The 24,613-nt window shown below is 65.1% G+C and carries 21 protein-coding genes; 17 read left to right on the plus strand and 4 right to left on the minus strand.

The window, feature by feature from the left end; genetic code table 11:
* The first annotated feature begins 34 nt into the window (after nucleotides 1–34).
* The 12 genes from rplL to ACZY08_RS09675 all read left to right on the plus strand — a co-directional run bounded on the left by rplL (nucleotide 35) and on the right by ACZY08_RS09675 (nucleotide 18,113).
* Nucleotides 35–421, plus strand: a complete 387-nt coding sequence (rplL, locus tag ACZY08_RS09620; RefSeq protein ID WP_463745048.1) for a 50S ribosomal protein L7/L12 — start codon at nucleotides 35–37, stop codon at nucleotides 419–421.
* A gap of 203 nt (nucleotides 422–624) precedes the next feature.
* Nucleotides 625–1,710: an ABC transporter ATP-binding protein gene (locus ACZY08_RS09625; protein ID WP_454788638.1), complete on the plus strand. Its 1,086-nt coding sequence runs from the start codon at nucleotides 625–627 to the stop codon at nucleotides 1,708–1,710.
* 67 nt (nucleotides 1,711–1,777) lie between these two features.
* On the plus strand, nucleotides 1,778–2,878 hold the full coding sequence (locus ACZY08_RS09630) for a hypothetical protein (protein WP_463745047.1): 1,101 nt from the start codon (nucleotides 1,778–1,780) through the stop codon (nucleotides 2,876–2,878).
* 369 nt (nucleotides 2,879–3,247) lie between these two features.
* Nucleotides 3,248–6,766, plus strand: a complete 3,519-nt coding sequence (gene rpoB, locus ACZY08_RS09635) for a DNA-directed RNA polymerase subunit beta (RefSeq protein ID WP_463745046.1) — start codon at nucleotides 3,248–3,250, stop codon at nucleotides 6,764–6,766.
* Between the two features lie 36 nt (nucleotides 6,767–6,802).
* On the plus strand, nucleotides 6,803–10,756 hold the full coding sequence (locus ACZY08_RS09640; protein WP_463745045.1) for a DNA-directed RNA polymerase subunit beta': 3,954 nt from the start codon (nucleotides 6,803–6,805) through the stop codon (nucleotides 10,754–10,756).
* Nucleotides 10,757–10,955: 199 nt separating this feature from the next.
* Nucleotides 10,956–11,780: a hypothetical protein gene (locus ACZY08_RS09645; protein WP_463745306.1), complete on the plus strand. Its 825-nt coding sequence runs from the start codon at nucleotides 10,956–10,958 to the stop codon at nucleotides 11,778–11,780.
* 94 nt (nucleotides 11,781–11,874) lie between these two features.
* Nucleotides 11,875–12,627 (plus strand): deoxyribonuclease IV, encoded by a 753-nt coding sequence (locus ACZY08_RS09650; protein ID WP_463745044.1) that lies wholly within the window; start codon nucleotides 11,875–11,877, stop codon nucleotides 12,625–12,627.
* Between the two features lie 65 nt (nucleotides 12,628–12,692).
* Entirely contained in the window at nucleotides 12,693–13,817 is a 1,125-nt protein-coding gene (locus ACZY08_RS09655) for a phosphatase PAP2 family protein (protein WP_463745043.1), read from the plus strand.
* A 65-nt stretch (nucleotides 13,818–13,882) separates the two neighbouring features.
* The gene (locus ACZY08_RS09660; RefSeq protein ID WP_463745042.1) at nucleotides 13,883–15,511 is read left to right on the plus strand and encodes an acyl-CoA dehydrogenase family protein; all 1,629 of its coding nucleotides are present in this window, start codon (nucleotides 13,883–13,885) and stop codon (nucleotides 15,509–15,511) included.
* Nucleotides 15,512–15,596: 85 nt separating this feature from the next.
* Nucleotides 15,597–16,511 (plus strand): crotonase/enoyl-CoA hydratase family protein, encoded by a 915-nt coding sequence (locus ACZY08_RS09665; RefSeq protein ID WP_463745041.1) that lies wholly within the window; start codon nucleotides 15,597–15,599, stop codon nucleotides 16,509–16,511.
* Between the two features lie 19 nt (nucleotides 16,512–16,530).
* Entirely contained in the window at nucleotides 16,531–17,352 is an 822-nt protein-coding gene (locus ACZY08_RS09670; protein WP_463745305.1) for a PaaX family transcriptional regulator C-terminal domain-containing protein, read from the plus strand.
* Entirely contained in the window at nucleotides 17,349–18,113 is a 765-nt protein-coding gene (locus ACZY08_RS09675) for a crotonase/enoyl-CoA hydratase family protein (protein WP_463745040.1), read from the plus strand. The genes ACZY08_RS09670 and ACZY08_RS09675 overlap by 4 nt, the downstream gene beginning before the upstream one ends.
* 77 nt (nucleotides 18,114–18,190) lie before the next feature.
* On the opposite strand, the gene ACZY08_RS09680 is transcribed toward ACZY08_RS09675, so the two are convergent.
* The 4 genes from ACZY08_RS09680 to ACZY08_RS09695 all read right to left on the minus strand — a co-directional run bounded on the left by ACZY08_RS09680 (nucleotide 18,191) and on the right by ACZY08_RS09695 (nucleotide 21,434).
* Entirely contained in the window at nucleotides 18,191–19,540 is a 1,350-nt protein-coding gene (locus ACZY08_RS09680; RefSeq protein ID WP_463745039.1) for a hypothetical protein, read from the minus strand.
* Nucleotides 19,541–20,045: 505 nt separating this feature from the next.
* Nucleotides 20,046–20,522 carry a MarR family winged helix-turn-helix transcriptional regulator gene (locus ACZY08_RS09685; RefSeq protein WP_463745038.1) on the minus strand — a complete coding sequence of 159 codons (477 nt, stop codon included), beginning with the start codon at nucleotides 20,520–20,522 and terminating at the stop codon, nucleotides 20,046–20,048.
* 130 nt (nucleotides 20,523–20,652) lie between these two features.
* Nucleotides 20,653–21,069, minus strand: a complete 417-nt coding sequence (locus ACZY08_RS09690; RefSeq protein WP_463745037.1) for a DUF3060 domain-containing protein — start codon at nucleotides 21,067–21,069, stop codon at nucleotides 20,653–20,655.
* Between the two features lie 32 nt (nucleotides 21,070–21,101).
* On the minus strand, nucleotides 21,102–21,434 hold the full coding sequence (locus tag ACZY08_RS09695; RefSeq protein ID WP_463745304.1) for a DUF3060 domain-containing protein: 333 nt from the start codon (nucleotides 21,432–21,434) through the stop codon (nucleotides 21,102–21,104).
* Between the two features lie 176 nt (nucleotides 21,435–21,610).
* Between ACZY08_RS09695 and ACZY08_RS09700 the strand changes: the two genes are divergently transcribed.
* The 5 genes from ACZY08_RS09700 to rpsG all read left to right on the plus strand — a co-directional run bounded on the left by ACZY08_RS09700 (nucleotide 21,611) and on the right by rpsG (nucleotide 24,541).
* Nucleotides 21,611–22,189 carry a DUF3558 domain-containing protein gene (locus tag ACZY08_RS09700; RefSeq protein WP_463745036.1) on the plus strand — a complete coding sequence of 193 codons (579 nt, stop codon included), beginning with the start codon at nucleotides 21,611–21,613 and terminating at the stop codon, nucleotides 22,187–22,189.
* A gap of 2 nt (nucleotides 22,190–22,191) precedes the next feature.
* Nucleotides 22,192–22,722, plus strand: coding sequence for a DUF3558 domain-containing protein (locus tag ACZY08_RS09705; protein ID WP_463745035.1), 531 nt, complete (start codon nucleotides 22,192–22,194; stop codon nucleotides 22,720–22,722).
* Nucleotides 22,723–22,802: 80 nt separating this feature from the next.
* Nucleotides 22,803–23,426, plus strand: coding sequence for a TetR/AcrR family transcriptional regulator (locus ACZY08_RS09710; protein WP_463745034.1), 624 nt, complete (start codon nucleotides 22,803–22,805; stop codon nucleotides 23,424–23,426).
* Between the two features lie 270 nt (nucleotides 23,427–23,696).
* On the plus strand, nucleotides 23,697–24,071 hold the full coding sequence (gene rpsL / locus ACZY08_RS09715) for a 30S ribosomal protein S12 (RefSeq protein WP_003881867.1): 375 nt from the start codon (nucleotides 23,697–23,699) through the stop codon (nucleotides 24,069–24,071).
* Nucleotides 24,071–24,541, plus strand: a complete 471-nt coding sequence (rpsG, locus tag ACZY08_RS09720; RefSeq protein ID WP_003881868.1) for a 30S ribosomal protein S7 — start codon at nucleotides 24,071–24,073, stop codon at nucleotides 24,539–24,541. Before rpsL ends, rpsG begins: the two co-directional genes overlap by 1 nt.
* The last annotated feature ends 72 nt before the right edge of the window (nucleotides 24,542–24,613 follow it).

Consider the following 24,613-nt stretch of genomic DNA (forward strand, 5'->3'; position numbering starts at 1 on the left):
ACATCTGTAAGAAAAATCAGGAAGGACCATAAACATGGCCAAGCTGTCCACCGACGAACTGCTCGACGCGTTCAAGGAAATGACCCTGCTGGAGCTCTCTGAGTTCGTGAAGCAGTTCGAAGAGGTCTTCGAGGTCACCGCCGCCGCTCCGGTCGCCGTTGCCGCCGCCGGCGCCGCCCCGGCCGCCGCCGAGGCCGCCGAGGAGCAGTCGGAGTTCGACGTCATCCTCGAGGGCGCCGGCGAGAAGAAGATCGGCGTCATCAAGGTCGTCCGCGAGATCGTCTCCGGCCTGGGCCTGAAGGAAGCCAAGGATCTGGTCGACGGCGCTCCCAAGCCGCTGCTGGAGAAGGTCACCAAGGAGGCCGCCGAGGACGCCAAGAGCAAGCTCGAGGCTGCCGGCGCCAGCGTCACCGTCAAGTAGTCCATATCTGGACCGCAAGGACCCCCGAATCCGGATGGATTCGGGGGTCCTTTGCTCGTGTGTGCAGGATTGGTCCGGGCAGCGTCGGGGTACTCCCGAATATTGGGAGACATGCATGTGTGTGCGCTCGCGCGTGCGCTATGGTGACTCAAGCCACAGGCCGCAGCAGGTGGTGGGGTGAGCCGTAGGCGGAAGGATCTTTGATGGGCGTCCAAATCGATGTGACGGGGCTGAGCAAATCTTTTGGATCGTCGAAGATTTGGGAAGACGTCACGTTGACGGTTCCCGAGGGTGAGGTCAGCGTGTTGCTGGGCCCGTCGGGTACCGGTAAATCGGTGTTCTTGAAGTCCCTGATCGGCCTGCTGCGCCCGGAGCGCGGCTCGATCGTCATCGACGGCACCAACATCCTTGAGTGCTCGGCGAAAGAGCTCTACGAGATCCGCACCCTGTTCGGTGTGCTGTTCCAGGACGGCGCGCTGTTCGGCTCGATGAACATCTATGACAACACCGCCTTCCCGTTGCGCGAGCACACGAAGAAGAGCGAGAGCGAGATCCGCAACATCGTCATGGAGAAGCTCGACCTGGTGGGTATGCCCAACGACGGGCACAAGTTCCCCGGTGAGATCTCCGGCGGTATGCGCAAGCGCGCCGGCCTGGCCCGCGCCCTGGTGCTCGACCCGAAGATCATCCTGTGTGACGAGCCGGACTCCGGTCTGGACCCGGTGCGTACCGCGTACCTGTCCCAGCTGCTGATCGACATCAACGCGCAGATCGACGCCACGGTGCTGATCGTGACGCACAACATCAACATCGCGCGGACCGTGCCCGACAACATCGGCATGCTGTTCCGCAAGCAGTTGGTCATGTTCGGTCCCCGCGAGGTGCTGCTGACCAGCGAGGAGCCTGTGGTCAAGCAGTTCCTCAACGGTCGCCGTATCGGGCCGATCGGTATGTCGGAGGAGAAGGACGAGGCCACGGCGGCCGCTGAGCAGGCCATGATGGAGGCCGGCCAGCACGACGGTGGTGTCGAGGAGATCGAGGGTGTGCCGCCGCAGCTGATGGCGACCCCCGGTATGCCGGAGCGCAAGGCTGTGGGCCGTCGTCAGGCGCGTGTGCGGGAGATCCTGCACACCCTGCCGCCGGCCGCACAGGCCGCGATTCTGGATGACCTGGAGGGCACGCACAAGTACGCGGCGCACGAGTTCGGCGACGAGCCCACCGCGCGCCACCACCGCCCGGTCGAGGACGACGCCCCGACCGGAGCCATCGAGGTTCCTCACCAGAGCTGAGTTTCATCACATCAGGCCGGGCCCCAGGGTCCGGCCTGATTTGTCTCGCGGACACGCAGGAGCCGACATGCACCCGCAGCGGGGTCAGCCCACCCGATTCGAGGAATTGGGCGGTGGCGTCACCCGGGCGAACGGTATCGCCGATGCACGGATGACCAGACAGTTGGCGCGCGCCGAATACCTCCCCAAACGCCGACTGTGGGTCGTTTTGGCCCTGGTCACCGTGGTCGTCCCCATCGTCGTCGTTCTTTCCGCCGACATGCCGTTCTCGGGCGAGAATCTCCCTTATCTCCTGTACGCGCTGGCGTTCACCGTCGTCATGAGTGTCGGGATCTTCACTGTGTTCGGGTTCGGACTGCTCGTCCTCGCAGCACCCCGGAGTTGGGCGCTCAAGCTGCCTGCCGGCACTGCCATGTGGGCCGAGTTCAGGCCGGAGGCCATCGGTATCGGCTGGTTGGAGCACTTCAATGCGCTCTACCTCGACCAGGTGCTTCAGGTCCGGCGTGTTGACTCGGTCCTCGTGGTGCAGGGCGTCGGTGACATTCAACTGCTGATCCCCGACGAGCTGGTACCGCCAGACACCGCGGCCAAATTGCTGTCCACCTTCAAAGAGCGTCGCCGGGTGGTTCCGTTGTATCCGGAGGCGGCGACGCCCGGTGCAAGGCAGCGGACGGGCCCCGATGGGGTGACCCGCGTCATGGACATCGCCGACGCCGGTTTGGCCGACGAACTGGGCGCCGCGGTCAAGCGCAGTGTGGTGACTCGATTGGCGCTCGCGCTCGCGATCCTCGTACCACTGGTGGTGCTCGGCTATTCGTATGTCGAGGACGGGGAGCTGACCGCGTCTTCGGTGCTCCGCGCCGCTGGGGTGTTGGTCGCGACCGTCGGTGCGCTCACCTACGTGGTGTGCTTCGCGGCGCCGGCGAAATTCCGTCAGTTGGTTCCGCCCGGAGCGCCGATCGCGGCCGAGTTCGGTTCGCAGCAGATCGGGGTACGCCTCGGAGGCCATCTGCAGATCTTGAAGCTGGGCGGTATCGAGCGCATCTGGCACGCTGACCACGTGTTTCACGTCTCGGCGCGGAGTTTGGGAACGGGACTGGTGATCCCGGAACGGTTGGTTCCGGCGGATGTCGCATCAGGGCTGTTCGCGCATTTCGGCGCGGCATGATCCGCGCACCAAACCGCGCGTCACCTCTTGACGGACGGCCATGGACAGGCCAATCTGTTGGGCAGCATGTGTGAAGGGTTTAGTGGACGCCAGCCAGCGCCGGGTGAACCCGCTTCACGCGGTGGATGTGTGGTGGTTGAGGACTGCTCGTTGAATAATTGGCGGACGTGCGCTATCGTTGGACGTTGCGCTGGCTGCACCCTGCCCACCCTCACCTGACCTGCACACAATGTTCTAGCCTGAGCGTTGCTCAGCATCTAGTCCTGTGCCGTGCGTATGAGGTTCCGGACAGGTCAAAGCCAGCCGAACCGACGCAGAATCGCGGCCCAGAAGGACGGCTCTTGCTGGCCCTTTCAAAAGTCGCATGAGGTGCTGGAAGGATGCATCTTGGCAGTCTCTAGCCAGAGCACAGCGAACGCTAACACCAATAACTCCGTCCCAGGAGCACCGAACCGAGTTTCATTTGCAAAGCTCCGTGAACCACTTGAGGTTCCGGGGCTACTCGACGTGCAGACCGATTCCTTCGACTGGCTCGTCGGAGGGGATGGATGGCGCCAGAAGGCCGTCGATCGCGGCGAGACCAACCCCAAGGGCGGTCTCGAAGAGGTGCTCGAAGAGCTCTCGCCGATCGAGGATTTCTCCGGCTCGATGTCGCTGAGCTTCTCGGACCCGCGCTTCGACGAAGTCAAGGCGCCGGTCGACGAGTGCAAAGACAAGGACATGACGTACGCGGCTCCGCTGTTCGTCACGGCCGAGTTCATCAACAACAACACCGGTGAGATCAAGAGCCAGACGGTCTTCATGGGTGATTTCCCGATGATGACCGAGAAGGGCACCTTCATCATCAACGGCACCGAGCGTGTCGTGGTGTCCCAGCTGGTCCGTTCGCCCGGTGTGTACTTCGACGACAGCATCGACAAGTCCACCGAGAAGACGCTGCACAGTGTCAAGGTGATCCCCGGCCGCGGTGCGTGGCTCGAGTTCGACGTCGACAAGCGCGACACCGTCGGTGTCCGCATCGACCGCAAGCGTCGTCAGCCGGTCACCGTGCTCCTGAAGGCCCTGGGCTGGACGAATGAGCAGATCGTGGAGCGCTTCGGCTTCTCCGAGATCATGATGGGCACCCTCGAGAAGGACAGCACCGCTGGTCCCGACGAGGCGCTGCTGGACATCTACCGCAAGCTGCGTCCGGGCGAGCCGCCGACCAAGGAGTCCGCGCAGACCCTGCTGGAGAACCTGTTCTTCAAGGAGAAGCGCTACGACCTGGCCCGCGTCGGCCGCTACAAGGTCAACAAGAAGCTCGGGCTGAACGCCGGCAAGCCGATCACGTCGTCGACCCTCACCGAGGAAGACGTCGTCGCCACCATCGAGTACCTGGTGCGTCTGCACGAGGGCCAGACCTCGATGACGGTTCCCGGCGGCGTCGAGGTTCCGGTCGAGGTCGATGACATCGACCACTTCGGCAACCGTCGTCTGCGTACCGTGGGCGAGCTGATCCAGAACCAGATCCGGGTCGGCCTTTCGCGCATGGAGCGTGTCGTGCGTGAGCGCATGACCACCCAGGACGTCGAGGCGATCACGCCGCAGACCCTGATCAACATCCGTCCCGTCGTGGCGGCGATCAAGGAGTTCTTCGGTACCAGCCAGCTGTCGCAGTTCATGGACCAGAACAACCCGCTGTCGGGTCTGACCCACAAGCGTCGTCTGTCGGCGCTGGGCCCCGGCGGTCTGTCCCGTGAGCGTGCCGGCCTTGAGGTCCGCGACGTCCACTCGTCGCACTACGGCCGCATGTGTCCGATCGAGACCCCTGAGGGTCCCAACATCGGTCTGATCGGCTCGCTGTCGGTGTATGCCCGGGTCAACCCGTTCGGCTTCATCGAGACCCCGTACCGCAAGGTCACCGATGGCGTCGTCACCGACCAGGTCGACTACCTGACCGCCGACGAGGAGGACCGCCACGTCGTGGCGCAGGCCAACTCGCCGATCGCCGCGGACGGCAGCTTCACCGAGGACCGCGTGATGGTCCGCCGTAAGGGTGGCGAGGTCGAGAACGTGGCCCCGTCCGACGTCGACTACATGGACGTCTCGCCGCGCCAGATGGTGTCTGTCGCGACCGCGATGATCCCGTTCCTCGAGCACGACGACGCCAACCGTGCCCTGATGGGTGCCAACATGCAGCGCCAGGCGGTTCCGCTGGTGCGCAGCGAGGCCCCGCTGGTCGGTACCGGTATGGAGCTGCGCGCCGCGATCGACGCCGGCGATGTCATCGTCTCGGAGAAGGCGGGCGTCGTCGAGGAGGTCTCGGCCGACTACATCACCGTGATGGCCGACGACGGCACCCGGCACACCTACCGGATGCGCAAGTTCGCCCGGTCCAACCACGGCACCTGCGCCAACCAGCGTCCGATCGTGGACGCCGGGCAGCGTGTCGAGGCCGGCCAGGTCGTCGCCGACGGACCGTGCACCGAGAACGGTGAGATGGCCCTGGGCAAGAACCTGCTCGTGGCGATCATGCCGTGGGAGGGTCACAACTACGAGGACGCGATCATCCTCTCCAACCGTCTGGTTGAGGAGGACGTGCTCACCTCGATTCACATCGAAGAGCACGAGATCGATGCCCGCGACACCAAGCTGGGCGCCGAGGAGATCACCCGGGACATCCCGAACGTCTCCGATGAGGTGCTGGCCGATCTCGACGAGCGCGGCATCGTCCGCATCGGCGCCGAGGTCCGCGACGGCGACATCCTGGTCGGCAAGGTCACCCCGAAGGGTGAAACCGAGCTGACCCCGGAGGAGCGCCTGCTGCGTGCCATCTTCGGTGAGAAGGCCCGCGAGGTCCGCGACACGTCGCTCAAGGTGCCCCACGGTGAGTCCGGCAAGGTGATCGGCATCCGCGTGTTCTCACGTGAGGATGACGACGAGCTGCCCGCCGGTGTCAACGAGCTGGTCCGCGTCTACGTGGCCCAGAAGCGCAAGATCTCCGACGGCGACAAGCTCGCCGGACGCCACGGCAACAAGGGCGTCATCGGCAAGATCCTGCCGGTCGAGGACATGCCGTTCATGCCTGATGGCACCCCGGTGGACATCATCCTGAACACCCACGGTGTGCCGCGTCGTATGAACATCGGCCAGATCCTGGAAACTCACCTCGGGTGGGTCGCCAAGGCCGGCTGGAACATCGACGGTGCCGACGGTGCCGGTGAAGTTCCTGCCTGGGCGTCGAACTTGCCGGAGGGCCTGCTCTCCGCCCCGGCGGACAGCATCGTGTCCACCCCGGTGTTCGACGGTGCGCAGGAAGGGGAGCTCTCGGGTCTGCTCGGCTCGACGCTGCCCAACCGCGACGGCGACGTCATGGTCAACGCCGACGGCAAGTCGCAGTTGTTCGATGGCCGCAGTGGCGAGCCGTTCCCGTACCCGGTGACGGTCGGCTACATGTACATCCTGAAGCTGCACCACTTGGTGGACGACAAGATTCACGCGCGTTCCACCGGCCCGTACTCGATGATCACCCAGCAGCCGCTGGGCGGTAAGGCGCAGTTCGGTGGCCAGCGGTTCGGTGAAATGGAATGTTGGGCCATGCAGGCCTACGGTGCCGCCTACACCCTGCAGGAGCTGCTGACCATCAAGTCCGACGACACCGTCGGCCGGGTCAAGGTGTACGAGGCAATCGTGAAGGGCGAGAACATCCCCGAACCCGGTATTCCGGAGTCGTTCAAGGTGCTTCTCAAGGAGCTGCAGTCGCTGTGCCTCAACGTTGAGGTGCTCTCCAGTGACGGCGCGGCGATCGAGATGCGTGACGGCGATGACGAGGACTTGGAGCGTGCTGCTGCAAACCTCGGTATCAACCTGTCACGCAACGAGTCCGCCTCTGTCGAAGATCTCGCCTGAGTTGTTTTCTAGTCCCGAAAGGGGAAAGGGAGTTACGTGCTAGACGTCAACTTCTTCGATGAACTCCGCATCGGTCTCGCGACCGCGGACGACATCCGCAACTGGTCGTTCGGTGAGGTCAAGAAGCCGGAGACCATCAACTACCGCACGCTCAAGCCTGAGAAGGACGGCCTGTTCTGCGAGAAGATCTTCGGACCGACTCGCGACTGGGAGTGCTACTGCGGCAAGTACAAGCGCGTCCGCTTCAAGGGCATCATCTGTGAGCGCTGCGGCGTCGAGGTCACTCGCGCCAAGGTGCGCCGTGAGCGGATGGGCCACATCGAGCTGGCCGCACCCGTCACGCACATCTGGTACTTCAAGGGTGTTCCGTCCCGGTTGGGCTACCTGCTCGACCTGGCCCCGAAGGATCTGGAAAAGATCATCTACTTCGCGGCCTACGTGATCACCGCGGTCGACGACGAGATGCGCCACAACGAGCTGTCCACGCTCGAGGCCGAGATGGCCGTCGAGCGCAAGGCTGTCGAGGATCAGCGCGACTCCGACCTGGAGGCCCGGGCCCAGAAGCTCGAAGCCGACCTGGCCGAGCTGGAGGCCGAGGGTGCCAAGTCCGACGTGCGCCGCAAGGTGCGCGACGGCGGCGAGCGTGAGATGCGTCAGCTCCGTGACCGGACCCAGCGTGAGCTGGACCGGCTCGACGAGATCTGGACCACCTTCACCAAGCTGGCCCCCAAGCAGCTCATCGTCGACGAGGTCCTCTACCGCGAGCTGCAGGACCGCTACGGCGAGTACTTCAACGGTGCCATGGGCGCGGAGTCGATCAAGAAGCTCATCGAGACCTTCGACATCGAGGCCGAGGCCGAGTCGCTGCGCGACACCATCAAGAACGGCAAGGGCCAGAAGAAGCTGCGCGCCCTCAAGCGTCTGAAGGTCGTCGCGGCCTTCCAGCAGTCGGGTAACTCCCCGCTGGGCATGGTGCTGGACGCCGTCCCGGTGATCCCGCCGGAGCTGCGTCCGATGGTTCAGCTCGACGGTGGCCGTTTCGCCACCTCCGACCTGAACGACCTGTACCGCCGCGTGATCAACCGCAACAACCGGCTCAAGCGACTGATCGACCTCGGTGCGCCCGAGATCATCGTCAACAACGAGAAGCGCATGCTTCAGGAGTCGGTGGACGCACTGTTCGACAACGGCCGTCGTGGCCGGCCCGTCACCGGGCCGGGCAACCGTCCGCTCAAGTCGCTGTCCGATCTGCTCAAGGGCAAGCAGGGCCGCTTCCGTCAGAACCTGTTGGGTAAGCGCGTCGACTACTCGGGCCGTTCGGTCATCGTGGTCGGTCCGCAGCTCAAGCTGCACCAGTGCGGTCTGCCCAAGCTGATGGCTCTCGAGCTGTTCAAGCCGTTCGTGATGAAGCGTCTGGTCGACCTGAACCACGCGCAGAACATCAAGAGCGCCAAGCGCATGGTGGAGCGTCAGCGTCCCCAGGTTTGGGACGTCCTTGAGGAAGTAATTGCAGAGCATCCTGTTTTGCTGAACCGTGCACCTACGCTGCACCGCCTGGGTATCCAGGCCTTCGAGCCGCAGCTGGTGGAAGGCAAGGCAATTCAGCTGCACCCGCTCGTCTGTGAGGCGTTCAACGCCGACTTCGACGGTGACCAGATGGCCGTGCACCTTCCGCTGTCCGCGGAGGCGCAGGCCGAGGCTCGCATCCTGATGCTGTCGAGCAACAACATCCTGTCCCCGGCGTCGGGTAAGCCGCTGGCCATGCCGCGTCTGGACATGGTGACCGGCCTGTACTTCCTGACCACCGAGGTCCCGGGCGACACCGGCGAGTACGTGCCGGCCGCCAAGGACTCCCCGGAGCACGGTGTGTACAGCTCACCGGCCGAGGCCATCATGGCGCTCGACCGGGGTGCCCTGTCGGTGCGCGCCAAGATCAAGGTGCGGTTGACGCAGCAGCGTCCGCCGGTTGCCGTCGAGGCCGAGCTGTTCGAGAACGGATGGAAGCCGGGCGACGCCTGGACCGCCGAGACCACCCTGGGTCGCGTGCTGTTCAACGAGCTGCTGCCCAAGAGCTATCCGTTCATCAACGAGCAGATGCACAAGAAGGTCCAGGCCCGGATCATCAACGATCTGGCCGAGCGCTTCCCGATGATCGTGGTGGGGCAGACCGTCGACAAGCTCAAGGACGCCGGCTTCCACTGGGCCACCCGTTCGGGTGTCACGGTCTCGATGGCCGACGTTCTGGTGCCGCCGCAGAAGCAGGAGATCCTGGAGCGGCACGAGGCCGAGGCCGAGGCGATCGAGCGCAAGTACCAGCGCGGCGCGCTGAACCACAACGAGCGCAACGAGTCGTTGGTCAAGATCTGGCAGGACGCCACCGAAGAGGTGGGTAAGGCGATGGAGGAGTACTACCCGGCCGACAACCCGATCATCACGATCGTGAAGTCCGGCGCCACGGGTAACCTCACCCAGACCCGCACCCTGGCCGGCATGAAGGGCCTGGTGACCAACCCGAAGGGTGAGTTCATCCCGCGCCCGATCAAGTCCTCGTTCCGTGAGGGCCTGACGGTGTTGGAGTACTTCATCAACACCCACGGTGCTCGTAAGGGTCTGGCCGACACCGCTCTGCGTACCGCCGACTCGGGTTACCTGACCCGTCGTCTGGTGGACGTTTCGCAGGACGTCATCGTGCGCGAGACCGACTGTGAGACCGAGCGCGGCATCGTCGTCACGCTGGCCGAGCGCGGACCGGACGGTTCGCTGATCCGCGATGCGCACGTCGAGACCTCGGCGTTCGCCCGCACCTTGGCCACCGACGCGGTGGACGAGAAGGGCAATGTCGTCATCGAGCGCGGCCATGACCTGGGAGACCCGGCCATCGACGCGCTGCTGGCTGCCGGTGTCGCCCAGGTGAAGGTCCGCTCCGTGCTGACCTGTGCCTCGGCCTCCGGTGTGTGTGCCAAGTGCTACGGCCGCTCGATGGCCACCGGCAAGCTGGTCGACATCGGCGAGGCCGTCGGCATCGTCGCCGCCCAGTCCATCGGTGAGCCCGGTACCCAGCTGACCATGCGTACCTTCCACCAGGGTGGTGTTACCGGTGGCGCCGACATCGTCGGTGGTCTGCCTCGCGTGCAGGAGCTGTTCGAGGCCCGTATTCCGCGGAACAAGGCGCCCATCGCCGACGTCGCGGGTCGGGTCCGGCTGGAGGAGAGCGACAAGTTCTTCAAGATCACCATCGTTCCTGACGACGGTGGCGAGGAAGTTGTCTACGAGAAGCTCTCCAAGCGTCAGCGGCTGCGCGTGCTCACCCACGAGGACGGCTCCGAAGGCGTGCTGTCCGACGGTGACCACGTCGAGGTCGGCGACCAGCTGATGGAAGGCTCCGCCGATCCGCACGAGGTGCTGCGTGTCCAGGGCCCCCGCGAGGTGCAGATCCACCTCGTCAAGGAGGTCCAGGAGGTCTACCGGGCCCAGGGCGTGTCGATCCACGACAAGCACATCGAGGTCATCGTCCGGCAGATGCTGCGTCGCGTCACGATCATCGATTCGGGTGCAACGGAGTTCCTGCCCGGTTCGCTCACCGAGCGTGCCGAGTTCGAGACCGCGAACCGTCGCGTCGTGGCCGAGGGCGGCGAGCCCGCGGCCGGACGTCCGGTGCTGATGGGTATCACCAAGGCGTCGCTGGCCACCGATTCGTGGCTGTCGGCGGCGTCGTTCCAGGAGACCACTCGCGTGCTGACCGATGCGGCGATCAACTGCCGCAGCGACAAGCTGCAGGGTCTGAAGGAGAACGTGATCATCGGCAAGCTGATCCCGGCCGGTACCGGCATCGCCCGTTACCGCGACATCCAGGTGCAGCCGACCGAAGAGGCCCGCGCTGCGGCGTACACGATCCCGTCCTACGAGGATCAGTACTACAGCCCGGACTTCGGTGCGGCCACCGGTGCTGCGGTGCCGCTGGACGATTACGGATACTCGGACTACCGGTAGCCAGTCCCCTCTCTGCGCGAGCAGACGCAAATGTCCCCGCACGCCCGGCGTGTCGGGGACATTTGCGTCTGGTGGGCAAGTTATCCACAGGCACGGGCGGCGGTAGCTTCCCTGGTAACGGGACCATGGCCACCATTGACGGGTGTTCATCGACGAGGTGTTCGCCGTCAACGGTGGCGTGGCAACACATCAACAGCTGATGGCGGTGATGTCCCGAAAGGCGCTCGCGTCACACATGCGAGCAGGAGCGATCATTCGTGTTCGGCACGGTGTCTATGCATTGAGTCCGCCCGACACAGCCGTCCAACTCGCTGCGCTCGACCTCCATGCCGGCATGCCGCTGGTGGCCTGCATGAACACTGCCGCTGCGCTGTATGGGTTCGACACCGAGGGTGATCGCCGGATCCACGTTCTCGACCCGGGCGTGCGGATGCGCCCTGCCTGCAGCCTGATGGTGCATCAACGGGTCGGGGCACCGTTGCGCCGGGTTCGCGGTCGGCTGGCGACGGCACCCGCGTGGACTGCCGTCGAGATCGCTCGCACACTCCGGCGCCCGCGAGCGCTCGCGACGTTGGATGCCGCGTTGCATTGCCAGGCGTGCACCGCTGCCGAGTTGGACGTCGCGATCAGAGAACAGAAGGGTCGACGTGGCATCGTCAAGGTTCGTGAGCTGATCGAGTATGCGGACGCGCGGGCAGAGTCGCCGATGGAGAGCGAAGCGCGGCTGGTTTTCATTGATGGCGGATTACCAACGCCGGAACTGCAGTACGAGATTATCGATCTCCAAGGCAAGCGCTGGCGGGTGGACTTTGCCTGGCCAGACGCGAATGTGGTCGCCGAATACGAAAGTATGGATTGGCACGCGAGTCCTGAGGCGCTCAGGCACGATCGCACCAAGACGGCAAGGCTGCAGGAGTGCGGTTGGATGTCGATTCCGCTAGTCGTCGACGATGTTCGCCGCTACCCGACGGAACTCGTTGCGCGGATGTATCGCCACTTGGAGCGGCGCTCGTTAGCCAGCTGAGCAGACACAAATGTCCCCGAAACGCCGCGTGATTTGGGACATTTGCGTCTGCTCGGCGGAGAGAGTGTCACCGCGCCTCACTAGACTTGGCGGCGTGCTGATCGGTTCACATGTAGACAACACCGACCCCTTGGCCGCGGCGGCTGCCGACGGCGCCGATGTGGTGCAGTTCTTCCTCGGGAACCCGCAGAGTTGGAAGAAGCCCAAACCGCGTGAGGATGCCGACGTGCTCAAGGCGTCGACCGTGCCGCTGTACGTGCACGCGCCGTATCTGATCAACGTGGCCTCGGCCAACAACCGGGTGCGGATCCCGTCCCGCAAGATCTTGCAGGACACGTGCGACGCCGCCGCCGAGATCGGCGCCACCGCGGTGATCGTTCACGGCGGCCATGCCGACGACAACGACATGGACGCCGGGTTCGAGCGCTGGGTGAAGGCGCTCGACTATCTGAAGACCGATGTGCCGGTGTACCTGGAGAACACCGCGGGCGGCGATCACGCCATGGCGCGGCATTTCGACACGATTGCCCGGCTGTGGGATCACATTGGCGACAAGGGAATTGGTTTCTGCCTCGACACCTGCCATGCGTGGGCGGCGGGGGAGGCGTTGATCGACGCGGTCGAGTGCATCAAGGCCATCACCGGGCGGATCGATCTGGTGCACTGTAACGATTCGCGCGACGCCGCCGGCTCGGGCGCCGATCGCCACGCCAATTTCGGTGCCGGGCAGATCGATCCGCAGTTGCTGGCCGCGGTGGTCAAGGCGGCCGATGCACCAGTGATCTGTGAGACGTCCGAAGCGGGGCGCAAGGACGACATCGCGTTCCTTCGCGAGCACGCCGGCTGACACGTTCGGCGATATGAACCGCTTTCAACGACGCCATGACGTAACGGTGAACTAACGTCACCTCTGTGACCGCGGTTGATGACTCGGTAACCGAAGAAGCTCCCGCGCAATGGGGTGCTACCACTCGTGCTCGTCGGCTGCGCCTTCTGCGGTACAGCGTGATCGCGGTGTGGGCTGCGGTGGTCATCTACCGCACCGCCACGGACGGCTTCGCGTTCAACCGGGAATTGTTGCTGCTCTACATCGCGACCGGGCTGCTCGCCGCCAGCATCGGGCAGGGGCGACGGATGCTCTACGTCATCCGCGATTGGTTGCCGTTCGCTCTGGTGCTGGCCGCTTACGACCTGAGCCGCGGGGCGGCCACCCTGGTCGGCCGGCCGACGTTGTGGCACTGGCAGGTCGACGCGGATCGGTGGATGTTCTTCGGCACGGTGCCCACGGTGTGGCTGCAGGAACAGTTGAAGCTGGTGCACCCGCCGTGGTGGGAAGTCGTGATCAGCACGGTCTACATGTCGTTTTTCATCCTCCCCTACGTCGTTGCCGGGGTGCTGTGGCTGCGTGACCGCGAGGAGTGGAAGCGGTTCGTGCGCCTGTTCGTCGGACTCTCGTTCGCGGCCCTGGCCATCTACGCGTTGCTGCCGGCCGCGCCGCCGTGGGCGGCGGCGCGCTGCGATGCCGATGACGTCGACGGCGGCCCGTCCGGGCCTGGGTGCATGTTCCGTTCGGCGCGTGAAGCCGTCGACGGGGGACTCCTCGGCACCATGCAGGGCAGTCGTGATGGCGCGCACGAGTGGATCGAACGGATCGTCACCCGCGGCTGGGGCAAGCTCAATCTGCACACCGCGACGGCATTGATCGACCAGGGACAGGCCAGCGTGAACCTGGTCGCGGCCATCCCGTCCCTGCATGCCGGTCTGACCGCTGCCGTCGCCGTCTTCTTGTGGAACCGCGTGAACGGTGGCTGGCGACCGCTGTTGGTGGCCTATCCGCTGATCATGGCCTTCACGCTGGTGTACACCGCCGAGCACTATGTGATCGACATCCTGCTCGGCTGGGCATTGGCGGCCGTGGTGCTGCTCGTGCTGCATCGCTATGACGCGCGGCGGTCGGCACGTTCCGCTGAGACCGACGAACGGCCCCGCGACTGCGACGGTCTGTCGACTCCGGTGGCCGAACTCGACCCGGCCTGAGCCGACCTCGCGGGGATCGCATTACAACTATTGTGCGGCTGTCGAAAATTTGTAACACTGGGCGCATGGCTGATACGCATGTCGTCACCAATCAGGTCCCAGCGTTGGAGGACTACAACCCCGCCACGTCCCCGGTGCTCGCCGAGGCACTGATCCGCGAAGGCGGGGAGTGGGGTATCGACGAGGTCCACGAACTCGGCGCGATCAACGGCAGCGCCAAGGCTCAGCGCTGGGGCGAGCTGGCCGACCGCAACCAGCCGGTGCTGCACACCCACGACCGCTACGGGAACCGGATCGACGAGGTCGAATATGACCCGGCCTACCACGAGCTGATGAATGTGGCCGTCACCCACGGCCTGCACGCTGCCCCATGGGCCGACGACCGGGCGGGCTCGCATGTGGTGCGTGCCGCCAAGACCTCGGTGTGGACCGTTGAACCCGGGCATGTCTGCCCGATCTCGATGACCTACGCCGTGGTGCCTGCGTTGCGGTTCAACCCGGAGCTGGCCGCGATCTACGAGCCGCTACTGACCAGCCGGGTGTATGACCCGGAACTCACGCTCGCGACGACGAAAGCCGGTATCACGGCGGGAATGTCGATGACCGAGAAACAGGGTGGCTCCGACGTGCGCGCCGGCACCACCGAGGCCACTCCCAACGGCGACGGCACCTACTCGCTGCGCGGCCACAAGTGGTTCACCTCGGCCCCGATGGGTGACATCTTCCTGGTGCTCGCCCAGGCGCCCGGCGGTTTGAGCTGTTTCTTCCTGCCTCGCATCCTGCCCGACGGCAGCCGCAACCGGATGTTCCTGCAGCGGCTCAAGGACAAGCTCGGCAACCACGCCAACGCCTCCAGCGAGGTCGAGTACGACAGCGCCACGGCCTGGCTGGTCGGCGAGGAGGGCCGCGGAGTCCCGACCATCATCGAGATGGTCAACCTCACCCGGCTGGACTGCACGCTGGGCAGTGCGACCAGCATGCGAAGCGGTCTGAGCCGCGCCGTGCACCATGCTCAGCACCGAAAGGCGTTCGGCGCCTACCTGATCGATCAGCCGTTGATGCGCAACGTGCTCGCTGACCTTGCCGTGGAGGCCGAGGCGGCGACCATGCTGGCGATGCGGATGGCCGGCGCCACCGACAAGGCCGTGCGCGGCGACGAGCGCGAGTCGCTGCTGCGCCGCATCGGTCTGGCCGCCGGCAAGTACTGGGTGTGCAAGCGGGCCACCCCGCACGCCGCCGAGGCCATGGAATGCCTGGGCGGCAACGGCTACGTCGAGGAATCCGGTATGCCCCGGCTGTACCGCGAGGCCCCGCTGATGGGCATCTGGGAAGGCTCGGGCAACGTCAGCGCGCTGGATACCTTGCGCGCCATGGCAACCCGGCCCGAGAGCGTCGAGGTGCTCTTCGACGAACTGTCCAAGACCGCGGGGCAGGATCCCCGACTGGACCGCCACGTCGCCACGCTGCAGGCCGACCTTCAGGACATGGAGACCATCCAGTACCGCGGTCGCAAGGTCGCCGAGGACATCTCGCTGGCCCTGCAGGGCGCACTGCTGGTGCGTCATGGCCACCCGGCGGTCGCCGAGGCGTTCCTGGCCAGCCGGCTCGGCGGGCAGTGGGGCCAGGCCTTCGGCACGCTGCCGACAGGGCTGGACCTGGCTCCGATCCTCGAGCGGGCGCTGGTCAAGGGATGATTTCTTTCGCCGAGCAGACACAAACTCGCACAATTCAGGGTCATTTTGTGCGAGTTTGTGGCTGCTCGCGGTGGGAGGTGCGCGCATGAGCGTTGAAACGCTCAAGACGATGACCTACGAGGTCACCGACCGGATAGCGCGAATCACGTTCAACCGTCCCGAAAAAGGCAACTCGATAGTCGCCGACACCCCATTGGAGCTGCAAGCTCTGGTCGAGCGTGCGGACCTGGACGCAGGAGTTCACGTGATCCTGGTGTCCGGCCGCGGGCAGGGGTTCTGCGCGGGATTCGACCTGTCCGCCTACGCCGACGGCACGGGCGAGGCCGGGGGAGACCGCTACGACGGGACGGTGCTGTCCGGGAAAACCCAAGCGGTGAACCATCTCCCGGACCAACCGTGGGATCCGATGGTGGACTACCAAATGATGAGCCGGTTCGTGCGCGGCTTTTCCAGCCTGATGCATGCCGACAAGCCGACCGTGGTCAAGATCCACGGTTACTGTGTGGCCGGCGGTACCGACATCGCGCTGCACGCCGACCAGGTGATCGCTGCCGCCGACGCCAAGATCGGCTACCCGCCGATGCGGGTGTGGGGCGTTCCGGCGGCCGGCCTGTGGGCGCACCGGCTGGGCGACCAACGCGCCAAACGCCTTCTGTTCACCGGGGATTGCATCACCGGCGCGCAGGCCGCCGAATGGGGTCTGGCCGTCGAGGCACCCGAACCCGAGGATTTGGACGATCGCACCGAACGCCTCGTCGCGCGCATCGCCGCCATGCCCGTCAACCAGCTCATCATGGCCAAGCTGGCCTGCAATTCCGCGTTGCTGCAGCAGGGTGTGGCGACCAGTCGGATGGTCAGCACCGTGTTCGACGGTATCGCCCGGCACACCCCCGAGGGCCACGCCTTTGTCGCCGACGCGGTTGAACACGGCTTCCGCGAAGCGGTGCGCCACCGCGACGAGCCGATGGGTGACTCCGGGCGCAGGTCTTCCGGCGTCTGAGATGGTCGTGCTCAAACGGATGGCGGCCCGCTCGGTGGTGTTGAGCGTGCTGCTCGGCGCCCATCCGGCTTGGGCGAGCGCTGCCGAGCTGATCAGGCTGACAGCCGATTTCGACATCAAGGAACCGACGTTGCGGGTGGCGCTGACTCGCATGGTCAGTGCCGGTGACTTGGTTCGTTCGGAGGACGGCTACCGGTTGTCGGACCGGTTGTTGACCCGTCAGCGCCGACAGGACCGCGCGATCGATCCGCAGTTGCGTGAGTATGACGGTCAATGGCTGACGCTGGTCATCACCAGCGTCGGTACTGACGCCCGCACCCGGGCCTCGCTCCGGAATGCCCTGCAGCAGTACCGGTTCGGTGAACTGCGTGAGGGCGTGTGGATGCGCCCGGACAATCTCGACCAAACGTTGCCGCCGGAGATCACCGACCGGGTGCGGGTTCTGCGCGCTAGGGACGAGGATCCGGCCGGTCTGTCCACCACGCTGTGGGACCTGCCCGGCTGGCAGCGCACCGGCGAACAGTTGTTGGACGAGATGGCCGACGCGGCCGACATCCCGGGGCGGTTCGTCGCGGCCGCGGGCATCGTGCGTCATCTTCTCTCGGACCCGGTGCTGCCCGACGAGCTGCAGCCGCGCAGTTGGCCGGGTGCTGATTTGCGTAAGGCCTACAACGACTTCGCCGCCGAACTCGTCGACCGGCGCGACGGTGCTGACTACGTCGCGTCCCGCGACGGTACTGATCACGTCGCGTCCCGCGACGGTGCTGACTACGTCGCGTCCCGCGACGGTGCTGACTACGTCGCGTCCCGCGACGGTGACAAACTTATGGAGGCAACGTGACCGAAGCTGTCCGGGTTGAACGCAACGGTGCGGTGACCACGGTCATCATCGACCGCCCGCACGCCCGTAATGCGGTGGACGGGCCCACCGCCGCGGCCCTGTTCGCCGCGTTCGAGGCATTCGACGCGGACGATGACGCGGCGGTCGCGGTGCTGACCGGTGCCGGTGGCACCTTCTGCGCCGGTGCCGATCTCAAGGCGTTCGGTACGCCCGAGATGAACCGGCTGGACCACGCCGGGCCCGGGCCGATGGGTCCGAGCCGAATGGTGTTGTCCAAGCCGGTGATCGCCGCGATCAGTGGCCACGCGGTGGCCGGCGGTTTGGAACTGGCGCTGTGGTGTGACCTGCGGGTGGTCGAGGAGGACGCCGTGCTGGGCGTGTTCTGCCGCCGGTGGGGAGTGCCCCTGGTCGACGGGGGCACCGTCCGGTTGCCCCGGCTGATCGGGCAGAGCCGCGCCATGGACCTGATCCTGACCGGGCGCGCCGTCGACGCCGCTGAAGCCCACGCGATCGGCCTGGCCAACCGGGTGGTGCCCAACGGGCAAGCTCGCGAACATGCCGAGCAACTGGCTGCCGAGCTTTCGCGGCTGCCTCAGCAATGTCTGCGGGCCGACCGCCTCTCGGCACTGCACCAGTGGGGCGAATCCGAGCAGACGGCAATGGAATTCGAATTCACCAGCATCGAGCGCGTCAAAGAAGAAGCCGCCCACGGAGCGGGACGGTTCGCCGGGGGAGCCGGCCGGCACGGCGCGGGCGCGTAAGCCGCGCCGGCCGCAGGCACGGCGCTCGGTGGGATGTCCCAACCGAGCGCCGTTCGCGCTGCTGCGCGGGCCAGAGGTTACCCGCTGTGGTCCCCACCGGCGCGGTGCTTGGCGCCGCCGCTGCGTGCCTTGGCTCCGTGCTTGGCCGTGTCGCGTTGCGCCTTCGCCACGTTCTTTACCGTCCCGACCACCCGCTTGGCCGATCTGCTGGTATTCCGTTCTGTCCGAGTGTTCTTCGCGTCTGAGGTGTCCGTTGCGGCCGACGTTTCGGCCGGCTCGGCTTCGGCCTCGGCACCGGTTGGGGTGCCTACCGTTTCGGTGTCCACGGCCGTTCGCTGCGGTGTGACGGACAGTGTGACCGTCTTGACTGCTGCGGCGGTGGAGTCCGCGATGCGGTCGACGGCGCGGGTGAAGTCGGCAGCAGGATCGCCCAGCGCTCGAGTTGCGGCCAAAGCCTTCCTGTTGACCGTCGGTGTGTCCGCGGCTACGTCGGCCGTCACATCGGTTGGTGTGGTCGGCTCGTCCACCTCGGCGGTCGCTGGAACCTCAGGAAGGCTCGGCTTTTGCCAGCCGATGGCGGTCGCGATCGTCTGCGGCAAGGTCACCAGGAGGCTCTCGACCAGGCCGCGGTTGAACACCGCATCTGCCGCGCTGAGCAGGCCGGATGTGCCTGCCGCGATACCGTTGTAGTACCCGTTCAGCACAGCGCCGGTGAGTACGGCGGGAGTGTTGACGAGCGCATTGAGGGCCGCGGCCGGATCGCCGGCCTCGGCGGCGTCGAGAACGTTTTGGGCACTGTCGCCCAACACATTGATCACGCCCTCCACCGGATTCAGCACGCCGAGGCCCAGGGGCATCAGCAGATCTGGCACCGTAGACAGGGCGTTCAGGAGGTTCCGGCCCATCCCCAAGGGGATCTGCATGATGTTGATCAGGGGGTTGGCAAAAGCAAAGAGGCGGAACACCACATTGCTGAGAACGCTTGCCGCGCCGGCGACATTGGCCGCCGCGAGATAGTCGACGGCCTGGTTGACGAAGTACTTCAGCCTGTAATCCTCAGCCGATGTGAAGAACTGGATGTAGCTCATGGCAGCTGCGTCGAGCGAGGTCGCGAGTATCTGTCCGTTGGCCATTTGATTGGCGATGACCTGCTGCAGTATCGGAAATGGGTTGGCGGCCATTTCTCCGCCGATTTGCGCCACGTTCTCGAAGGCAGGCTCGAAGACGTTCAGCCATGCCGTGATCGGGTCGACGGCGAATGGGTTCTCGAGTTCGTCGGCGAGTGCGGTGAGTGCGACCGACGTCGATGAGACATGAGGTGTCGCAACCATGGCGTCGGGCAGCGCTGAAGTGACCGGGCTGATCGGACTTACCGCGATGGCGCCGGCCCCGGCCAGCGCGATCCCTGCAGTCAGTGTCGATCGCATGGCTAAGTGCATTGAGATCCCATTTCTCTACATGTTTTTGAATGCATGTGAAAGTACCCGAGGTATCCCGGGTAGTTGTCGATTGGAACAAAACTGACCAGTGGTCGTGGCTGACCGCCGCACATCGGCAATTCGAGGTTCAGGCAAACGGCGTGTTCGCGGACTCCTGTGGGATCTGATAGCAAACTATTGTGCTCGTCAAAACATTTCGATTCGCAAGTAGTTGGCAGAAAACTGAAACTTGTTCATCAAACCCGGGGCAGTAGGGGGAAATGAGGGTAAGGAGGTGGTACAGCGGCGTTCAGGGGAATCGCCGGGCGCTTGGGCCGGCTATCGATCCAGGAATGACAGTCGCCGGAGTTCGCGCCCGGAGGCTGTGGTCCGTAGCAACTCTGGCCTGATGCGCTGAACTTCGTGGTGCGGGCGATGAGATGTTCGTGACTCGTCGCAGTCGCGCCGTCGGCCCTCCGGGGTGTCCGACAGGTAAAAAATGAATTCAGCCGTGTCAGCCGTGGATCGGCGGAAGGGCCGCGTTGATGCGTCGGCAACAATCACCCACCGACGTCATCTGATTACGCGACAGCTGGTCCAGGTACAGCGTGCGGACGGCTCGCGCATAGCTGCGCATCGCGTTCTGCAGGCGGGTGCGCCCAGCACGGGTGATGGTGGCGTGCACCGACCGCCGGTCGTGCTGATCGGGCGCGCGGGTGACCAGGCTGCGTGATTCCAAGCGACGGATCCGCGCGGTGGCGCGGCTCGGAATCAGCGCCAGGGACCGGGCGAGGTCACCCATTCGAGCGGATCCGCTTTCTGATTTTGTCAGCAATTCGAGCAGCAGGACATCGACCAGTGCGAGATCGTGTTCGTCCATCAGCGTTTGGTCCACGTTGTGGCACAGCTGCGTCGACGAATCGAGGAAGCGCTGCCAGCACTCCTGCTCGATGTCCTCGAGGTCGGGAAAAGCGCCGGCTGGTCGGCTCACGCCCGTCTGCCCCACAGCGGATGATGCTAACAATCCGCAGTGCTGGAGAAGGTCGGTTTCCGTCAGAATGCCTTCAGGCAGAACGTATTCAAGATGTCGGCACTAGGCAACGGCTGTGAGGCCGGAGCGTCTAACCCTTGCTGACCTTGTTGTTGCTGCCGGTGTTGGTGACCTTCGGGTCACCCGCCGCGTAGCTGACCGTGTTGTTGAGCCCGATGATGGTGAGCCCCTTGTCGATCCGCTCGAAGGTGATCTTGTTGTCGGACCCGCCGATGTTGACGTTGGCGCAGGTGCCCTTGACGGTCAGCGTGTTGTTGGTGCCGCCCACCGTGAGGGATTTGCCGTCGGCGCAGTCGATGTCGGTCGTGGTGCCGACCGACATGTAGTTGATGGTGTTGCCGACCTCGACGTTGACCCCGGACTGTCCCGCGGTGGCGCTGGGGGTGCTGGTGTCCGAGCTTTCGGATCCACAGGCCGCCAGGGTCAAGGCAGCCGCGGCGGCACCGATCCCGAGGATCAGGCGGGTGTGGGGGAAACGGGTGAGCACGGGTCTGCCTCTGCTTTCTTCCTCAGACTTCGTCAGGCGGGGACGCGACTGATCTGGTTGGTCATCCCCAGTTCACGGCCGCGGTCGACGAGTATCGGATCACCGTTCTTGAAGAACACGGTCTGGTTGTTGCCGTACACCGTGACGTCGTTGATGACGTTGTCGGCGATGATCACATTGGACGACCCCTGCACGGTCACCGCCCAACAGGTACCCATCGCGTTGATCCGGTTGTCACTTCCGTTGACGATCAGCGTGCCGCTGTTGCAATCCAAAGTTTGTTCGAGGCCCTGGCCGGTGATGGTGGTGTCACCGTTCTTGGCTGCCGCGCCGGGCGCGCCGACGGTCAGCGCCGGCGGCAACATGAGCAGTCCGGCAGTGACTGTCCGGCCCACAGCTGTCCAATTCACGGTGAATCCCCTTCCGATCCGCTGGGAGAAGAGTACGTGGCGCCCTCGCGGTGACGGCACGGGTTGGCCACTTTGACGGGCGGTTGCCGATAGGTCGCGTGCGGTGTCGCTGCTGGGTACCGTGTTCAGCAATGCGTCGGTGTGTTGTTCGGGCTGCTGCCGTGGCAGTCACAGCCGTGGTGACCGTCGCGGGGTGTTCGCACACCATCGACGGGGCTGCCCAGCGCGCGTCGGCCGATACCGCCGATCCCGATCGCAGTTTCGGCTACGTCGACGACCGGTGCGGCCTGCTCGTCGACAGCACGGTCCAGGAGATCCTGGTCGCCGACAACGTGGTGCGCCCGTACAGCGGGGCGGTCTGCCAGTACGTGTTGTCGCGTAAGGCCGGCGCGGCGCCCAATGCAGGCCCGTTCGCGATGCTCGACGTGATCTTCTCCTGGTTCGAGAAGGGGTCGCTGCAGCGAGAGCGGGCGGTGGCCCGCAGCCGTGATGCCGAGATCACCGACACGGTAGTCGAACGGCACCAGGCATTCCTCGCGCGCCGCGATGTCACCGGCGCAGCCTGCTCGGCAACCGCTTCCGCCGGGTCGGGCGTCATCAGCTGGTGGGTGCAGTTCCGCGGTGCGGGCAGTGCCGGCGCGGCGGGCAAAGGTGAGCCGTGCCAGGACGCCAAGAAGCTGCTCTCGGCCACTCTCCAATCGGAACTCTGACCGTGACGTACCGCTGCCTCGCCGCGAGGTGTCTGGCCGGCTTCGCAGCCGCAGTGGCGTTGCTGACCGCGTGCGGGCCGTCGGATACGTCGCCGGCTCCCGAATCCGGCCCCCCTGGCGCCGGCTTCCACGGCTCGGACTGCAACGGCATCACCGATGCCGATATCGCCGATGCCGCCGGATCGTCGATGTTCACCAAGGCCGTGGTCAGCGACAATGGGTGCTTCTGGCAGGAAAACTCGGTGCTGGGCACGTTCGGTGCCGGCATGGGCATCTCCACTTGGTGGTACCGGGGCAGTGATATGGACACCGAACGGACATTGGAGACCCAGGCCGGGCGCGCCTTGACCGAACTGTCGATCGACGGGAACAAGGGCTTCCGGGCGGCCGACGCGAATGTGTGCAGCATCTATGTGGCCAAGGGCGAGGACGTCATCACCTGGTCGATCCAGACGATGAATCCGGCCACGCTGCCTGACCTGTGTCAGGTCATCGAGAAACTCGCCCGGCTCAGTCAGGGCCGGGTCAACTGATCTGCACTGTCCGAGGGGCTACAGTTTCACGGCGACCCCAACAGCGGCGTCAATCACATCGACTCGAAGGCAGTGCGTACATGTCAGCTCGGCCGGAGCCACAGGCGGCTGGCGCACGACGTCCCCAGTCTCGGCCGGCGCGCACCACGAAGCTCAGCCGTGACGCCATTGTCAACGCGGCATTGACGTTCCTGGACCGTGAGGGCTGGGACGCGTTGACCATCAATGCGCTGGCCAACCAGCTCGGTACGAAGGGTCCGTCGCTCTACAACCACGTGGACAGCCTCGACGACCTGCGCCGTACGGTCCGCATGCGCGTGATCGACGACATCATCGAGATGCTCAACACCGTCGGTTCCGGCCGCACCCGTGACGATGCGGTGTCGGTGATGGCCAGTGCCTACCGCAGCTACGCCCACCACCATCCCGGTCGCTACTCGGCGTTCACCCGGATGCCGTTCGGCGGAGACGATCCGGAGTACTCGGCTGCCACCCGGGCCGCGGCCGGACCGGTCATCCAGGTCCTGACTTCCTATGGGCTGGAGGGCGAGGATGCCTTCTATGCCGCCCTGCAGTTCTGGTCCGCCCTGCACGGCTTTGTACTGCTGGAAATGACCGGTGTGATGGACGACATCGACACCGATGCGGTGTTCACGGATATGCTGCGGCGGTTGGCCTCTGGTATGGGGCAACTGGGGGCGTAGCGTCTGACCTGGGAATAGGTCGTCGTGAGCGGGTTTGGTTCGGCGCGGCCAGCCCTGGTATCGTGGTAGATCGTGCCTGGCCGGAAGGCGCATGCGGCTGAGTGTTTCGCAAGCGTGCCCGCACGCCGGGCCAATCTGCATGTCTAACACGCATCGGAATTCCGCCGGTGCAAGCACGTGCGACACGCCCGGACGCGGGGTAAGCGGCCGGGGGATAACTGCAGTACAGAGACTTAGAACAGCAAAGAGCAACACAGAGAAAGCCGGTACATGCCAACCATCAACCAGCTGGTCCGCAAGGGTCGCCGCGACAAGGTCGCGAAGGTCAAGACCGCGGCCCTCAAGGGCAGCCCGCAGCGCCGTGGTGTGTGCACCCGCGTGTACACCACCACCCCGAAGAAGCCGAACTCGGCGCTTCGCAAGGTCGCGCGCGTCAAGCTGACCAGTGGGGTTGAGGTCACCGCCTACATCCCCGGTGAGGGTCACAACCTGCAGGAGCACTCGATGGTGCTGGTGCGTGGCGGTCGTGTGAAGGACCTTCCGGGTGTTCGTTACAAGATCATCCGCGGGTCGCTGGACACCCAGGGCGTCAAGAACCGCAAGCAGGCCCGTAGCCGCTACGGCGCCAAGAAGGAGAAGAGCTGATGCCGCGCAAGGGTCCCGCGCCGAAGCGTCCGTTGGTCAACGATCCGGTCTACGGCTCGCAGCTGGTCACCCAGCTGGTCAACAAGGTTCTGCTGGACGGCAAGAAGTCACTGGCCGAGCGCATTGTCTACGGTGCGCTGGAGCAGGCTCGCGACAAGACCGGCACCGATCCGGTCGTCACTCTCAAGCGCGCGCTCGACAACGTCAAGCCCGCCCTCGAGGTGCGTAGCCGCCGCGTCGGTGGTGCCACCTACCAGGTTCCGGTCGAGGTTCGCCCCGATCGCTCCACCACCCTGGCCCTGCGTTGGCTGGTCAGCTTCTCCAAGGCCCGTCGTGAGAAGACCATGATCGAGCGCCTCGCCAACGAGATCCTGGATGCGAGCAACGGCCTGGGCGCCGCTGTGAAGCGTCGCGAGGACACTCACAAGATGGCCGAAGCGAACCGGGCTTTCGCGCACTACCGCTGGTGATACCCGCGCCCGGCATCCAGCGTCGGGTGCCGGTACGCGCGCAATCGAACACCTAATCAAGCAAGCGAAAAG

The organism is Mycobacterium sp. IDUB_9 (assembly GCF_055419505.1).

Coding starts and splice junctions, on each gene's coding strand:
- ACZY08_RS09680 (WP_463745039.1), bottom strand. CDS start 19,540: ATGCGATCGACACTGACTGCAGGGATCGCGCTGGCCGGGGCCGGCGCC.
- ACZY08_RS09670 (WP_463745305.1), top strand. CDS start 16,531: ATGGCGGCCCGCTCGGTGGTGTTGAGCGTGCTGCTCGGCGCCCATCCG.
- ACZY08_RS09625 (WP_454788638.1), top strand. CDS start 625: ATGGGCGTCCAAATCGATGTGACGGGGCTGAGCAAATCTTTTGGATCG.
- ACZY08_RS09700 (WP_463745036.1), top strand. CDS start 21,611: ATGCGTCGGTGTGTTGTTCGGGCTGCTGCCGTGGCAGTCACAGCCGTG.
- ACZY08_RS09645 (WP_463745306.1), top strand. CDS start 10,956: ATGGCGGTGATGTCCCGAAAGGCGCTCGCGTCACACATGCGAGCAGGA.
- ACZY08_RS09630 (WP_463745047.1), top strand. CDS start 1,778: ATGCACCCGCAGCGGGGTCAGCCCACCCGATTCGAGGAATTGGGCGGT.
- ACZY08_RS09695 (WP_463745304.1), bottom strand. CDS start 21,434: ATGTTGCCGCCGGCGCTGACCGTCGGCGCGCCCGGCGCGGCAGCCAAG.
- ACZY08_RS09710 (WP_463745034.1), top strand. CDS start 22,803: ATGTCAGCTCGGCCGGAGCCACAGGCGGCTGGCGCACGACGTCCCCAG.
- ACZY08_RS09665 (WP_463745041.1), top strand. CDS start 15,597: ATGAGCGTTGAAACGCTCAAGACGATGACCTACGAGGTCACCGACCGG.
- rpsG (WP_003881868.1), top strand. CDS start 24,071: ATGCCGCGCAAGGGTCCCGCGCCGAAGCGTCCGTTGGTCAACGATCCG.
- rpsL (WP_003881867.1), top strand. CDS start 23,697: ATGCCAACCATCAACCAGCTGGTCCGCAAGGGTCGCCGCGACAAGGTC.
- ACZY08_RS09660 (WP_463745042.1), top strand. CDS start 13,883: ATGGCTGATACGCATGTCGTCACCAATCAGGTCCCAGCGTTGGAGGAC.
- rplL (WP_463745048.1), top strand. CDS start 35: ATGGCCAAGCTGTCCACCGACGAACTGCTCGACGCGTTCAAGGAAATG.